15 protein-coding genes are annotated in these 14,214 nt (G+C 61.9%); 10 read left to right on the forward strand and 5 right to left on the reverse strand.

All coding sequences use genetic code 11. The features are described from left to right. Window positions 1-6 precede the first annotated feature (6 nt). Window positions 7-564 carry a cysteine hydrolase family protein gene (locus D8U60_RS23140; RefSeq protein ID WP_130901023.1) on the forward strand — a complete coding sequence of 186 codons (558 nt, stop codon included), beginning with the start codon at window positions 7-9 and terminating at the stop codon, window positions 562-564. Between the two features lie 201 nt (window positions 565-765). Here the strand turns inward: D8U60_RS23140 and D8U60_RS23145 are convergent, their stop codons facing one another. From D8U60_RS23145 to D8U60_RS23160, 4 genes are all read right to left on the reverse strand, one after another. Further along, window positions 766-969: an SEC-C metal-binding domain-containing protein gene (locus D8U60_RS23145; protein WP_003198420.1), complete on the reverse strand. Its 204-nt coding sequence runs from the start codon at window positions 967-969 to the stop codon at window positions 766-768. Window positions 970-974: 5 nt separating this feature from the next. After that, complete coding sequence (locus D8U60_RS23150; RefSeq protein WP_110600052.1) at window positions 975-1,460, reverse strand: LEA type 2 family protein; 486 nt, start codon at window positions 1,458-1,460, stop codon at window positions 975-977. A gap of 116 nt (window positions 1,461-1,576) precedes the next feature. Further along, window positions 1,577-2,053 carry a YchJ family protein gene (locus tag D8U60_RS23155; protein ID WP_016770618.1) on the reverse strand — a complete coding sequence of 159 codons (477 nt, stop codon included), beginning with the start codon at window positions 2,051-2,053 and terminating at the stop codon, window positions 1,577-1,579. A 4-nt stretch (window positions 2,054-2,057) separates the two neighbouring features. Beyond that, window positions 2,058-2,555 carry a DUF6231 family protein gene (locus tag D8U60_RS23160; protein ID WP_071174595.1) on the reverse strand — a complete coding sequence of 166 codons (498 nt, stop codon included), beginning with the start codon at window positions 2,553-2,555 and terminating at the stop codon, window positions 2,058-2,060. A 199-nt stretch (window positions 2,556-2,754) separates the two neighbouring features. On the opposite strand from D8U60_RS23160, the gene D8U60_RS23165 reads away from it, so the two are divergent. The 4 genes from D8U60_RS23165 to D8U60_RS23180 all read left to right on the forward strand — a co-directional run bounded on the left by D8U60_RS23165 (window position 2,755) and on the right by D8U60_RS23180 (window position 5,456). Further along, complete coding sequence (locus D8U60_RS23165; protein ID WP_016770616.1) at window positions 2,755-3,450, forward strand: OmpA family protein; 696 nt, start codon at window positions 2,755-2,757, stop codon at window positions 3,448-3,450. Between the two features lie 90 nt (window positions 3,451-3,540). After that, window positions 3,541-4,263, forward strand: a complete 723-nt coding sequence (locus D8U60_RS23170) for an OmpA family protein (RefSeq protein ID WP_122698368.1) — start codon at window positions 3,541-3,543, stop codon at window positions 4,261-4,263. A gap of 160 nt (window positions 4,264-4,423) precedes the next feature. Further along, entirely contained in the window at window positions 4,424-4,705 is a 282-nt protein-coding gene (locus tag D8U60_RS23175; protein ID WP_130901024.1) for a DUF1145 domain-containing protein, read from the forward strand. Further along, window positions 4,698-5,456 carry a collagen-like protein gene (locus D8U60_RS23180; protein WP_130901025.1) on the forward strand — a complete coding sequence of 253 codons (759 nt, stop codon included), beginning with the start codon at window positions 4,698-4,700 and terminating at the stop codon, window positions 5,454-5,456. Before D8U60_RS23175 ends, D8U60_RS23180 begins: the two co-directional genes overlap by 8 nt. A gap of 199 nt (window positions 5,457-5,655) precedes the next feature. On the opposite strand, the gene D8U60_RS23185 is transcribed toward D8U60_RS23180, so the two are convergent. Beyond that, window positions 5,656-6,120 carry a DUF2269 family protein gene (locus D8U60_RS23185; protein ID WP_016771373.1) on the reverse strand — a complete coding sequence of 155 codons (465 nt, stop codon included), beginning with the start codon at window positions 6,118-6,120 and terminating at the stop codon, window positions 5,656-5,658. Between the two features lie 99 nt (window positions 6,121-6,219). On the opposite strand from D8U60_RS23185, the gene dinG reads away from it, so the two are divergent. The 5 genes from dinG to pdxH all read left to right on the forward strand — a co-directional run bounded on the left by dinG (window position 6,220) and on the right by pdxH (window position 14,152). Continuing rightward, window positions 6,220-8,364, forward strand: a complete 2,145-nt coding sequence (dinG, locus tag D8U60_RS23190; RefSeq protein WP_024011911.1) for an ATP-dependent DNA helicase DinG — start codon at window positions 6,220-6,222, stop codon at window positions 8,362-8,364. 95 nt (window positions 8,365-8,459) lie between these two features. Beyond that, window positions 8,460-10,928: a beta-galactosidase gene (locus D8U60_RS23195; protein ID WP_130901026.1), complete on the forward strand. Its 2,469-nt coding sequence runs from the start codon at window positions 8,460-8,462 to the stop codon at window positions 10,926-10,928. 189 nt (window positions 10,929-11,117) lie between these two features. Next, on the forward strand, window positions 11,118-12,263 hold the full coding sequence (locus D8U60_RS23200) for a serine hydrolase domain-containing protein (protein ID WP_056783360.1): 1,146 nt from the start codon (window positions 11,118-11,120) through the stop codon (window positions 12,261-12,263). A gap of 113 nt (window positions 12,264-12,376) precedes the next feature. Beyond that, the gene (locus D8U60_RS23205) at window positions 12,377-13,480 is read left to right on the forward strand and encodes an OmpA family protein (protein ID WP_130901027.1); all 1,104 of its coding nucleotides are present in this window, start codon (window positions 12,377-12,379) and stop codon (window positions 13,478-13,480) included. Between the two features lie 24 nt (window positions 13,481-13,504). Beyond that, complete coding sequence (gene pdxH / locus D8U60_RS23210; RefSeq protein ID WP_122698364.1) at window positions 13,505-14,152, forward strand: pyridoxamine 5'-phosphate oxidase; 648 nt, start codon at window positions 13,505-13,507, stop codon at window positions 14,150-14,152. The last annotated feature ends 62 nt before the right edge of the window (window positions 14,153-14,214 follow it).

Below are 14,214 nucleotides of genomic sequence, written 5' to 3' on the forward strand. Positions count from 1 at the left end.
ATCGCTATGGAGCTTCAGAGCAACACTGCGCTGATCATCATCGACCAGCAGAAAGGCATCCTGCATCCGCGTCTGGGGCGGCGGAATAATCCTCAGGCCGAAGAGCGCATGCTTGAGTTATTGGCGCTGTGGCGCCTGCGCGGGCGCCCGGTGATCCACGTGCAGCACTTGTCGCGCTCGCCTGATTCGGTGTTCTGGCCCGAGCAGGACGGAGTGGAGTTTCAAGAGCGTTTTGTCCCTCGGGACGGTGAATGGCTGGTGCAGAAACAGGTGCCGGATGCGTTTTGTGCCAGTGGGCTGGAGGCGCAGTTGCGTGAGGCTGGCATCGGGCAACTGATCATCGTTGGTGTGGCGACCAATAACTCGGTTGAGTCGACGGCGCGCACTGCGGGCAATCTGGGTTTCGACACATGGGTGTTAGAGGATGCGTGTTTTGCCTTCGACAAGGCCGATTATTTCGGCACACCGCGTACCGCTGAAGAGGTGCACGGGATGTCGCTGGGGAATCTGCATGGGGAGTATGCGACGGTGGTCAGTGCTGCCCTGATTCTGACAGCCAACTGATAGACCTGTGGGAGCTGGCTTGCCAGCGATTGCGGTGAATCAGGCGACATCAATGCAGGGATGTGCCGCCCTATCGCTGGCAAGCCAGCTCCCACAGGGGCTGCGCAGGTTCACAAAAATGTGTTGAGTGCAGATCAACTGTGGGAGCGAGCCTGCTCGCGAAAGCGGTGTGTCAGGCGAAGAAGACCTTCGCCAGTGACATCACGCGCCGTGGCACTTCTTGAATTTCTTGCCGTTGCCGCATGGGCAAGGGTCGTTGCGGCCGACGTCTTTCAGGGCGTTGCGCACCGGTTCCTGGTGGGCGTGGCCGCAGTTCGGGCCGTGGACATGGCCATGGTCGTGATCGTGATGGTGGTCATGATCGTGGTTGCAGTCAGGGCCATGGACATGGGGTTGCTGGGTCATCGAGGTCACTCCGGAGTTAGATCGGCGGGGATTATCACGCCATTGCGCTCAAGGTGCACGTAGTGGGCGATGAATAAACCGGTTTCCATTTCCCCCTGCAATCGATAGGGAATCTGCTGGTTCGGATTTTTCAGCAGTTTCACCACCTGTTTGACCTTCGGCCACAGGTTGGTGCGGATCGGCACTTTGAAGTAAGCGCTGCGCTTGGGCCCCACGGTAAACCAGTGCTCATGCTCGCCTTCGGTGAGCAGCATGTCGGCCAGGTGAATCCGGTATTCGAGGCCGCGCACGGTCAGGTCGCTGTCGTTGGGATTGTCGACGCGAAAGTGCAGGATGAATTTCTGTTCGAGCAGTTTGGCCCGCACCACCTCGACTTTCACCAGATGCACGGCGGGCTCGACGCTGTCGTCGCTGAACCACGAGGCACAGCCGCCGAGGTTTACGATCAGCATCAACAGCAGAAAATGTAGTGCGCGCCGACGACCGAGCATGAAATTGACTCCCTTTGTGCCCAGTCTAGACCTTAAAAAATTTCAGCCTTCGGCTAATCCCGTGTAGGAGCGGCCGAAGGCTCGGGCCGCGATCGGACGATCTTTTGATCTTCAGCTCAAGCGCCGAAATAACCCGAACAACACTTCTTGAACTTCTGCCCGCTGCCACACGGGCAGCCGTCATTGCGTCCCAGCTTCATCTGCACCGTCGGATCGATGAAGTACCAGCGCCCGCCGTTCTGCACAAACGAGGAGCGCTCGCGATGGCTGTGCTCGCCCTGGCTGTCATGCCAGCGCGCGGTGAAGGTCACAAAAGCGTGTTCCGGCTGGCCGCCGAACACCTCCGAGCTTTCCACCTCAAGGCCGAGCCAAGTGCTTTGCGCACTCCAGTCGCTGATCGATTGTCGGTTCAGCCCCGCCTGCTGCGCGGGCAGGGTGGTCGCCACCAGATAGTCGATCAGCCCCAGCACATAAGCGCTGTAGCGCGAACGCATCAAGGCTTCGGCACACGGTGCCGGGTGGCCGTCGTGATAAGGGCCGCAGCAGGCATCCAGCAGATTGCCGCTGCCGCAAGGGCAAATGGCTGTACTCATTGCATTACCACCAGTATTTCCCGAAGTTTTCCGGATTGGCCCAGAAGCGTGAATTGAGCCAGTCGGGGACTTGTTTGTAGTCAAGCAGATCGTAGGTGAACAGGGTCAGCACCTGCGCGTCGCGCTGAAAACGCTCGCTGGCCTGCAGTGCCAGCGAATAGAAATCGGTTTCCTGCCAGCCACTGGCGGCCAGATCCGCCAGCACCGCGATGCGACTGGCGTTGAGATTGCGGATGCCGCCCAACAGATTCAGGCCGTCGCGCTTGGGTAAATGTTCCAGGCAATCGACTACCAGCGCCAGATCGAAGCGTTGCGCAGCCAATTCGGCGGGCAACGCGCCGGGCGCGGCATGAGCGACCACGGTGTCTGGATGCGCGTCCTTGAAAGCGCTCAAGGCGGGAAATTCGCTGGCGCCGATCAGCAGCAGACGGGCCGGGGCGTAGCGATCCAGCAAAGCGGCCAACGCCTGTTGCGGCGTGCGCGAAGAAATGGCGGCGTTCATCGAAGCTCCTCAGTCAGACCGCCAAGACTAGCCTGCCAGGCCGCGTCGGCAAAGCGCCCGGTGGCAGCGGTTTTCGCCAAAAGAGGCAAACCCCTGTGAACACGGTCGCAAACAGCGGTGGCCTATTGCTGGCGGAGATTAAAACTCCGGTCTTTACTCCCTGAATCGGTTTTAAGCCGATCCCTCAGGAGAAAACTAGATGAGCATAGTTCGGACAGCATTACCCTTGGTTCTGCTAACCAGTGTGTTGACTGGTTGTGCAGGTTTGCAGAAAACCGACTGGCCGACCTGTGCGGCGGTCGGCGGTGTGGTCGGTGCCGGTCTCGGCGCGACGGAAAGCGCTTCGTGGGCCGGTTACGGTGCACTGATTGTCGGTGGTACGGCGGCGGCCTATTGCTGGGTGCACGGTGATGGTGATGAAGACGGCGATGGCGTGCCGGACAGTCGCGACAAGTGCCCGGGTACGCCTAAAGGCGTGCAGGTCGATGCTGACGGTTGCCCGCCACCGACGCCTGCGCCAGTGGTCGAAGAAGCGGTTGTGGTCAAGGAGGAAACCATCGTCATTCGTGATGTGCATTTCGAGTTCGACAAAGCCACGCTGACCGGCCCTGACAAGCAAGTGCTGGACAAGGTCGCCGATCGCCTGAAACAGGAATCCTCTACCGCGCAACTGACCGTGACCGGTCACACCGACAGTGTCGGCAGCGATGCCTACAACAAGAAACTGTCGGATCGTCGTGCGCACTCGGTGGTGGAATACCTGATCCAGCAGGGCGTGCCACGTGCCAGCTTCGTTTCGGTGTCGGGCCTTGGTGAAAGCCAGCCTGTGGCTGACAACAAGTCGGCTGATGGTCGTGCGCAGAACCGTCGCACCGAAATCAAAATCGTCCGCTAGCCCCTCTCGCATCCGCGGCTTGTGCAGTCGCGGATGCGGGTCTTTACTCCTGTGTAACCGGTATGGGCCGGTACACAGGAGCGTTCACAAATGCGTCTTTTCTCAAGGTCCGTCTTGCCGGTGCTGCTGCTTGGCAGCTTGCTCACCGGTTGTGCCACTCACAGCGATGGCACCGCCCCCCTCAATCAACGTACGTGGCCGATCTGCAGCCTGCTTGGCGGCCTGGTCGGCGGCGGTCTTGGCGCCATTGAAAGCGCCGGCTGGGCCGGTGGCGGCGCGGCATTGGGCATTCTTACCGGTGGGCTGATCTGTTACGCCCAGGATGGCGACGAGGACAGCGACGGCGTTTTCGATCGCCGCGACCGCTGCCCGGACACACCGGAAAATACCGAAGTCGATCACCGTGGCTGCCCGCTGCCGCAATATCCGGCGGCAGTCAAACCGGTCGAACCGGCGCCGCAAACCGAAGTGATCACCTTGAGCGATGCCGGCAACGTGCTGTTCGATTTCGACAAGTCCGATCTGACCCCGGCGGCCAAAGCCCAGCTCGACACCTTGATGGACAAGCTGCGCAATGCCGACGTGGTCAGCATCAAAGTCATCGGGCATACCGACAGCAAGGGCTCTGACGCCTATAACCAGGCTTTGTCCGAGCGGCGCGCGAGCAGCGTTGCAGCGTACTTGCTAAGTCAGGGCCTGGCGCCGAACAAGCTCACCAGCGAGGGTCGAGGCGAAAGTGAGCCGGTCGCCGATAACGCCAGCGATGAAGGCCGCGCGGAAAATCGCCGGGTCGAGCTGCATATCAATCGTTAGGAAAGGTCTGTAGTCCGCCGGCTAGAGCTGCCGGGTCGAAATCATCGGCCCGGCAGCCATTTACCCGGCGTTTGTAGAAAATTCATTTTTCCCTCTGGCTTATCCCCCGCAGAAGCCGGTACTGTGCGTGCAAAGAATAATTCGCAACACGGGGGAGCGTATGAAGGTGTTCTGGGGGCTGGGGCGTTTGCTGACCCTGCTGTTCTGCTGCGTGGTACTGGCCAATCAACTGGTGCCGTTTGTTCATCCGCTGCATCTGCTGGTCAATCTGGCCGGCGCTCTGTTGTTGGTGATTCATCTCCTCGAAGTGCTGCTGTGCAACCGCAGCCTCAAGGGCCGTCCGCACCCTTGGCGTGATCGTGGCCGCATCCTGTTGTTCGGCGTTTTCCACCTGCAAACCATCCCGGCCCCGGCCGCTCCGGAGGCTTCTTCCCATGCGTAAACTCTGCCTGCTCGCTGCATTCATCAGTCCACTGGCCTGCGCGCAGGTGGTCAACGTGCAAAGCAATTCGCTGATGCGCTTGCCCAACACCACCAGCACGCTGCAACTGGAGAAACTGGAAGTCGCCGATTACGGCACCTTGCTGATCCCGTCCAACGTGACTGAATTGAACATTGATGAACTGCGCCTGGGCCATGAAGCACGTATTGCTATCGTTCCGGCTGAACAAGCGCTGGAAGTGAAGGTCAAGCGCGCTGAATTGAGCGAGGGCAGCCAGATCACCGCGCGCGGCGCCCCCGGCACTTATGAAAAAGCGGCCCGGGCCGGGCGCAATCTGAATCTGCAATTCCAGGCCCTGAGCGCGCCGCAACTGACGGTCGATGCCCGTGGCGGCAGGGGCGCGCCGGGTTTCGTCGGCCTCGACGGCGGCAACGGTGAAGATCCGGGCTGCACCTATGGCTCGGCCGGCCACGGTGCCGATGGCAGTGACGGCAGCGATGGCCAGCCAGGCGCGCCGGGTGCGCTGGTGCGACTCGCCGTACCACGGGATTTCCCTGCAGAGCTGATCAAGGTCAACGTGGCTGGCGGTGCCGGCGGCCCGGCGGGTGTCGGTGGTAAAGCAGGGAAGGGCGGCAAATCCAAGGGCTGCCTGGTGTACCGCGCTGACGGCGGCAAGAACGGCAAGGCCGGTGCGGATGGCCAGACTGGGCCGGTGGGGGCGGCGGGTTCGGTTACCGTGCAACGGCTCTAAAACTGCGACCCACTCTCTGATCAATAAATGCTTTGGTGAGTGAAGATCTTTGGTGAGTGAAATTATGTGGCGAGGGGATTTATCCCCGCTGGGTCGCGAAGCGGCCCCGCTCTAAAAATCAAAAGCGGGACTGCTACGCAGCCCAGCGGGGATAAATCCCCTCGCCACAACTGTGTTCACAGCAGAACAAGAGTGCGATTCAGAGCATCGGTCTCGCCGCCGCTACCGCCACCAGCACCAACCCGACCAGCAGATTGAGCCCCACCACCCGGCGAATCCGCCCCAGCACCGCCGCACCCGCCGGCCAATCCTTCGCCTCAACCGCCTTGCGCAACTCCGGCAGCATCAACCCCTGAATGCGGATGAACAGCGCCGTCATCACCACATACAAACCGATCATCACCTGCACGTACTTCGGCGCGGTTTCAAATCCGACCTGCTGCAGATGCAGCATGCCCACGCCGCTGATCGGCAACAGGATCACGGCGACCCAGACCCAACGGAAAAAACCTTGAAACACTTCCACCCACAGGGTCAGGCGGGCGGGGCCGTCCAGAGCCTTCACAGCCGCAGGGCGCAAGACCATCCAGGCGAAAAACATGCCGCCGACCCACACCAGAGCGGCAAGGACATGCAGGGGGTAAACGAGGCTAAAAGGTGTCATTCGGGCACTCCGTTCTGCGCAGGATCGATTAGGCAGGTATGATAGCCGCCGAACCAAACTACTGAAAATTTATCCAGCGTTTCCAGCGCCCGACACTCAATGATCAGCACTGAACTCAAAACCACGATCCAGGGCGCCTATTCGCGTTTTCTAGAGGCCAAGAGCCTCAAGCCGCGTTACGGCCAGCGCCTGATGATCGCCGAAATCGCCAAGGTCCTCGGGGATATCGACACCGATGACGAAGGCCGGCGCAGTGGCGACCCCGCGATCGTCGCGGTGGAAGCCGGCACCGGTACCGGCAAGACGGTGGCCTACAGCCTGGCGGCGATCCCTACGGCGAAACTGGCCGGCAAGCGTCTGGTGATTGCCACCGCGACCGTCGCCCTGCAAGAGCAGATCGTCTACAAGGATTTGCCTGACCTGATGCGCAACAGCGGGCTGAATTTCAGTTTCGCCCTGGCCAAGGGCCGTGGCCGCTACATGTGCCTGTCCAAGCTCGACATGCTCTTGCAGGAAGGCCACGCGCAAACCGCCACCGCTCAGTTGTTCGAGGAAGAAGGCTTCAAGATCGAAGTCGACGAGGCCAGTCAGAAGCTGTTCACCAGCATGATCGAAAAGCTCGCCGGCAATAAATGGGACGGCGACCGCGACAGCTGGCCGAACGCGTTGGAAGACGCCGACTGGGCGCGCCTGACCACCGATCACAGCCAGTGCACCAACCGTCATTGCCCGAACTTCGGCCAGTGCGCCTTCTACAAGGCCCGCGAAGGCATGGGCAAGGTTGACGTGATCGTCACCAACCACGACATGGTCCTGGCGGATCTGGCACTGGGCGGCGGCGCCGTGCTGCCGGACCCGCGCGACACCATTTACGTGTTCGACGAAGGCCATCACCTGCCGGACAAGGCCATCGGCCACTTCGCTCATTACACGCGCCTGCGCTCCACCGCCGACTGGCTGGAGACCACCGCGAAGAACCTGACCAAACTGCTCGCACAGCATCCGCTGCCGGGCGATCTCGGCAAGCTGATCGAGCAGGTGCCGGAGCTGGCACGGGAGATCAAGACCCAGCAGCAGTTCATGTTCACCGCGTGCGAGCAGATCGCCGATTTCAAGCCCGGCGAAGACGTCGAAGGCCGCGAGCGTCCGCGACATCGCTTTGTCGGCGGGGTGATTCCCGAGGACATGCGCGAGATGGGCATCGAGCTGAAAAAAGGCTATTCGCGCCTTAACGACCTGTTCCAGCGCCTGACCGACCTGCTCAAGGAAGGCATGGACGGTGAGGTCAATATTGGCATCGCCAGCAATCAGGCCGAAGAATGGTATCCATTGTTCGGCAGCTTGTTGTCCCGCGCTTCCGGCAACTGGGAATTGTGGACCGCGTTCACCGCCGAAGATCCGGAAGACAGCCCGCCGATGGCGCGCTGGCTGACCCTGGCCGAAAGCGGTTCGCTGTTCGACATCGAGGTCAACGCCAGCCCGATTCTGGCGGCGGAAACCTTGCGTCGCAGTTTATGGAACGTCGCGTACGGCTGCCTGGTGACCTCGGCGACGCTGACGGCGCTGGGCACTTTCGACCGTTTCCGCATGCGCGCCGGCCTGCCGAAAAAAGCTGTCACAGCGGTGGTGCCGAGCCCGTTCCATCATGCCGATGCCGGCGTGCTGCGCGTGCCGGACCTGAAGGCCGACCCGCGCGATGCCGCTGCCCATACGGCGGCGATCATCCGTGAACTGCCCGATCTGGTCGAAGGGTCGCGTGGCACGCTGGTGCTGTTCTCCTCGCGCAAGCAAATGCAGGACGTGTTCGACGGTCTCGACCGCGACTGGCGCAAGCAAGTGTTCATTCAGGGCAACCTGTCGAAACAGGAAACCCTCAACAAGCACAAGGCGCGAGTCGATGGCGGTGATTCCAGCGTGCTGTTCGGCCTTGCCAGTTTTGCCGAGGGTGTCGATTTGCCGGGTGCCTACTGCGAGCACGTGGTGATCGCCAAGATTCCGTTCTCGGTGCCCGATGATCCGGTCGAGGCCGCGTTGTCGGAGTGGATCGAGGCGCGTGGCGGCAATCCGTTCATGGAAATCTCAGTGCCCGATGCCTCGCTGAAACTGGTTCAGGCCTGCGGGCGTCTGCTGCGCACCGAAGAAGACCGCGGCACCATCACCTTGCTCGACCGGCGTCTGGTCACCCAGCGCTACGGCAAGGCGATCCTCAATGCGTTGCCTCCTTTCCGACGTGAAATATCCTGAGACGCGGGTGGGCCGATTGGCCCGCCGCGTTGTCTATCTCTCTGCCACCGCTTTTCCACTGGCCTTGACTGGTCGTTAGGGAGAACTCCGTTCTTATGATCTGCCGTTCGTTGCCCGCTGTTTTCGCCATGATCTTTGCCGCGCCGTTGCTGGCCGCGCCCGCCGGTCAGCAGACGCTGTTCAACTTCGTACGCCCGGCCGACGTGGTCAAGGTCGCCACGGAAAACGCCGACCTGCCCCAGGCCAATGCCGAACAGACCGCGGAAGGCGAAGTGCTGCGCCGGGTGACGTTCAACCCGGTGGCCCGGCCGACCTTGCGCCTGACCCCGCAGACCGGCGCTTGGGACTGGTCGCAGTCCGACATGATGACTCTGCGTCTGCAGAGTGCGATGAACTGGGCGGTGACGGTTTATGTGCAGATCCAGAGCAACGACGGCCGCACCCTGGTCAGCCGCGTCGATCTGCCGGCTGGCCCCGCGCAAACCTTGCTGGTGCCGCTGGTGGCGTCGACGCCGCTGAGCCAGGGCATGAAAGCCGGGCCGCCGATGCCGATGACCGTCGATGGCCAACGCATCCTGCTGGCCAGTAGCACCGGCGAGATCGATCGCAGCCAGGTGGTTTCGGTAAGTCTGTCGATGGATCAGCCGAAAGTTGCGCAGAGCCTGTTGCTCGAGCGTTTCGGCGTGCAGGACGGCGAGTCGGTGACGCGCGCGGTGTACGGTAATCTGGTCGACGCATACGGTCAGTCAACCCGCAGTAAATGGCCGGAAAAAGTCAGCAGCGACGAGCAACTGAAAAGCGCCGCCAGCAAAGAGCAGCAACAGCTGAATACATGGCTGGCCGAGCGTGAAAAGGCTTCGCTGGACAAGTTCGGCGGCTGGAACAAGGGCCCGGCGTTCAAGGCCAGCGGTTTCTTCCGCACGGAAAAACGTGATGGCCGCTGGTATCTGGTGACCCCTGAAGGCCACCCGTTCTATTCGCTGGGCGTCAACACCGTCAGCCCGCAGGTCAACCAGACCTACGTGGCTGGTCGTGAGTACATGTTCGAATCGTTGCCGAAGAACGACGACCCGCTGGCCGCGCATTTCGGCGAGGGCGACAACCGTGGCGGCAACGGTGCCGATCAGGGGCGTGGCTACGGCAACGGCCGCTGGTACGACTTCTATGGCGCCAATCTGCAACGCCTGTACGGCGAACCGTGCAAGGCCGACAGCGACAACAAGGCCGGGATTGCCGAAGCGGCGAAGGCGGGCGCGGCTGAGGCCGGCTCGGTGCAGGCTGCTGAAACTGCAGCGGTGCCTGCCGAGCCAAAATCCGGTATTGCCGAAGCGGCGCAGACCGATGCGGTGCAAGCGTCCAGCGAGGAAACCGCCCCGTGCACAGCCACAATTGATGAAGAACGCTGGACCCGGCATACCCTCGATCGGCTGCAAGCCTGGGGCTTCAACACGGTAGGCAACTGGGGCGCGCCGTCGCTGGCTGACGCTGAGCGCGTGCCGTACACCTTGCCGCTGTCGATCGTCGGCGACTACACCAGCATCAGCACCGGCAGCGATTGGTGGGGCGGCATGCCGGATCCGTTCGATCCGCGTTTCGCCATGGCCACCGAGCGCGCCGTGGCCATTGCCGCCCGCGATCACCGTGACGATCCGTGGCTGATCGGTTATTACGCCGACAACGAACTGGCCTGGGCTGGCCCTGGCGACGATCCGAAAGCTCGCTACGCGCTGGCCTACGGCACGTTGAAAATGACCACCGACGTGCCGGCCAAACGCGCCTTTCTCAAGCAATTGCGTAACAAGTACCGCAATCAGGCCGGACTGTCCAAGGCCTGGGGTATCGAGCTACCGGCGTGGGAGTTGATGGAAGATCCAGGCTTCGTGCCGCCACTGCCGAACCCGGAGCATCCGGAGATCGAAGCGGATTTCAAATACTTCCAGAAGGTCTTCGCCGATACCTATTTCAAGACCATTTCCGATTCGCTGAAATGGCACGCGCCGAACCAGATGCTCCTGGGTGGTCGTTTCGCCACCAGTACGCCTGAAGCCGTGGCCTCCTGCGCGCAGTACTGCGATGTGTTGAGCTTCAACATGTACACGCTCAAGCCGCAGGACGGTTACGACTTCGCCGCACTGGCGGCGCTGGACAAGCCGGTGCTGATCACCGAATTCAACTTCGGCTCGGCTGACCGAGGGCCGTTCTGGGGCGGCGTGACGCAGTTGGCCAAGGAGGAAGATCGCGGCCCGGCCTATGCCAACTTCCTCAATCAGGCACTGAGCGAGCCATCGATTGTCGGCGTGCACTGGTTCCAGTATCTCGACCAGCCGGTGACCGGACGCTTGCTCGACGGCGAGAACGGCCATTTCGGTCTGGTCGGGGTCACTGACCTGCCGTATCAGGGCTTTGTCGAGGCGGTGCGTAAAAGCAATCTGCAGGCGCTGGAGCAGTTGGGCAAGGAGGCGCAGAAAACCCCGGCGGCGGAAGTGGAAGGCGGGCGCAAGGCCGAGGCTGGCAAAGCGCCGGGGGCTGCACAGGCGGGTGGGCATTCGGGGAATGGTCATTAAGGCGTGACGCCCACAAAGATCGCAGCCTTCGGCAGCTCCTACAGAGGACGCGATCCCATGTAGGAGCTGCCGAAGGCTGCGATCTTTTGATTTGGCTTTTAACCGTCTGGCCCGCGCCTGTTCCCAAATCCCTCAAGGGCTGGAACAATGCGGGCCACTTTGTAGAGCGTTTTCGCGGGGGAGTTGCGGGTGCAGATTCAGGGACATTACGAGCTTCAATTCGAAGCGGTGCGCGAGGCTTTCGCCGCACTGTTCGACGATCCCCAGGAACGCGGCGCAGCCCTGTGCATCAAGGTCGGTGGAGAAACCGTCCTCGACCTCTGGTCCGGTACTGCCGACAAGGACGGCGCCGAAGCCTGGCACAGCGACACCATCGCCAACCTGTTCTCCTGCACCAAGACCTTCACCGCCGTTACCGCGCTGCAACTGGTGGCCGAAGGCAAGTTGCAACTCGACGCCCCGGTTGCCCGCTACTGGCCGGAATTCGCCGCCGCCGGCAAAGAATCCGTCACCCTGCGCCAATTGCTCTGCCATCAGGCCGGCTTGCCGGCGCTGCGAGAACTGCTCGCCCCTGAAGCCCTTTACGACTGGCAAACCATGGTCGACGCCCTCGCGGCCGAAGCGCCATGGTGGACTCCGGGCACCGGTCACGGTTATGCCGCGATCACCTACGGCTGGCTGGTCGGCGAATTGCTGCGCCGCGCCGACGGTCGTGGGCCGGGCGAGTCGATCGTCGCTCGGGTCGCCAAACCGTTGGGCCTGGATTTCCATGTGGGCCTGGCCGACGAAGAGTTTCACCGCGTGGCGCACATCGCCCGTGGCAAGGGCAACGCCGGCGACGCTGCGGCGCAGCGCCTGCTGCAAGTGACCATGCGCGAACCGACTGCCATGACTACTCGCGCCTTCACCAATCCGCCGTCCGTGCTGACCAGCACCAACAAGCCGGAATGGCGACGCATGCAGCAACCGGCGGCCAACGGCCACGGTAACGCGCGCAGTCTCGCCGGGTTCTATGCCGGCCTGCTCGATGGCAGCCTGCTCGAAAGCGAGATGCTCGAAGAGCTGACCCGCGAGCACAGCCTTGGCGACGACAAGACCTTGCTCACGCGCACCCGTTTCGGCCTCGGCTGCATGCTCGATCAACCGGACGTGCCTAACGCCACCTACGGCCTCGGCCCGCGCGCGTTCGGCCATCCGGGAGCGGGCGGCTCGATCGGTTTTGCTGATCCTGAGCACGATGTGGCTTTCGGTTTCGTGACAAATACCCTAGGGCCTTACGTTTTGATGGATCCGCGCGCGCAAAAGCTGGCGCGGGTGCTTGCCACTTGTCTGTAAAGCTTCAACAGAGGTTCCAGGGTCGGAACCTCGAAGGGATTTTCGTTTCAAAACGGCTGTTTATCCGGGCGAAAGTGCTCTGATTTTTCATTACTTCATTTTGTGGATTTTCAATGTCATCTAAAAAGACCCTCGCCCTGGCCCTGTGTGTAGCGATCACCGGTTGCGCACAGAACCCGAAAAACGATGCAGATGGCGGCAGTTGGTGGCCGATCGGTTCTTCCGACAAAGTTGCGTCTAAAGATCCGGCTCCGGCCCCGGCTCCGCTGAAACCTGCGGCGACTGCGCCGGTGGCCAAGGCTGAGAGCAGCAACCCGTGGTACTGGCCGTTCGGTTCCAGCGACGAAGCGGTCAAGGCTGATCTGAAAGCCGAGGTCAAACCTGAAGCCAAACCGGTCGAGGTGGCCAAAGCCGAGGCGCAGTCCAATGGCAAATGGTGGTGGCCGTTCGGCGGCAAGGATCAGCCAACCGTCAAAGCCGTGCCGATGCCGGATCCGAAGGTGACTCAGGCCTGGCTGGATGACTACGAACCGCGTCTGCGTGAAGCGGTGAAAGACAGCAATCTGCAACTCGAGCGTCGCGACAACGTACTGGTGGTGACGGCGCCGGTCGAAGGTTCGTTCAACCCGGACCGCCCGGCGATGCTGCTGCCGGTCACTCTTGGCCCGTTCACTCGCGTGGCGAAAATCCTTGAAGCCGATCCGAAAACCGCGGTGCTGGTGCTCGGTCACAGTGACACCAGTGGTGCCGCACCGGCCAACGTCAAGCTGAGTCAGGAACGTGCGCAATCGGTGGCAGCGATCTTCCGCCTCAGCGGCTTGCAGCGTGATCGCCTGATGCTGCGCGGCATGGGTTCCGAAGCGCCGCGTGCGGCCAACGACAGCGTTGAAGGCCGTGCCTTGAACCGTCGTGTCGAACTGCTGGTGACGCCGCAAAACACCATGGTCGCGCTGCTGAGCAAATACAACATGCCGGCGCCGAAGCCGGTGACGATGGTTGCTGCGCAAGACGTCAAGCCAGTGGCCAAACCCGCCACCCCAGCGCCTGCTGCCAAGAAAGCTGCTGCCCCTGCGGCGAAAAAAGCGCCAGCCAAGAAAACCGCCGCCAAGGCTCCGGCGAAGAAGGCCCCGGCCAAGGCTCCAGCGAAAAAGACTGCGCCAGCCAAAGCCGCCGCGACCGACAAGAAAGTCGCCGCAGCCGACGCTGCTAAAAAGTGATCCGCTAACGAAAAGGAATCCGCCATGACCCAGGCTCTGGCCGATATGCGTCGCGACTACACCCGTGACGGTTTGACCGAGGCGCAAGCCCCGGCCGAGCCGTTTGCGCTGTTTCACCAGTGGTTCGCCGATGCGGTGAAAACCGAGCAGGCGCCGGTAGAAGCCAATGCCATGACCCTGGCTACGGTTGATGCCGACGGTCGTCCGCATTGCCGCATTCTGTTGCTCAAGGGCCTGGACGAGCAGGGCTTCACCTTCTTCACCAACTACGACAGCGCCAAGGGCCAGCATCTGGCGGCCAACCCGTCTGCCGCCATGACCTTCTTCTGGCCAACCCTGGAGCGCCAGGTGCGCATCGAGGGGCGGGTGGTCAAGGTCACGGCGCAAGAGTCCGACGCGTATTATCAGGTGCGTCCGCTGGGCAGCCGCCTCGGCGCCTGGGCCTCGCCGCAGAGCCGAGTCATCAACGGTCGTGGCGAACTGGAAGATTTGCTCAAGGCCACCGAGCAACGCTTCAGCGACAGCCAGCCGCACTGCCCGGAACATTGGGGTGGTTACCGCTTGTTGCCCGAGCGCATCGAGTTCTGGCAGGGCCGTCCGAGCCGCCTGCACGATCGCCTCAACTACCGCCTCCAGGGCGCCGAGTGGATTCTGGAACGACTGGCACCCTGAGCAGTCTACCGAGCGAGATAAACGCGGATGGCGCAGGATCGCTGATTTGACGCTACCTTGAG

The sequence above is a fragment of the Pseudomonas sp. Sample_11 genome (assembly GCF_004307505.1).
In the GTDB taxonomy this organism is placed as follows: Bacteria; Pseudomonadota; Gammaproteobacteria; order Pseudomonadales; family Pseudomonadaceae; genus Aquipseudomonas; species Aquipseudomonas atacamensis.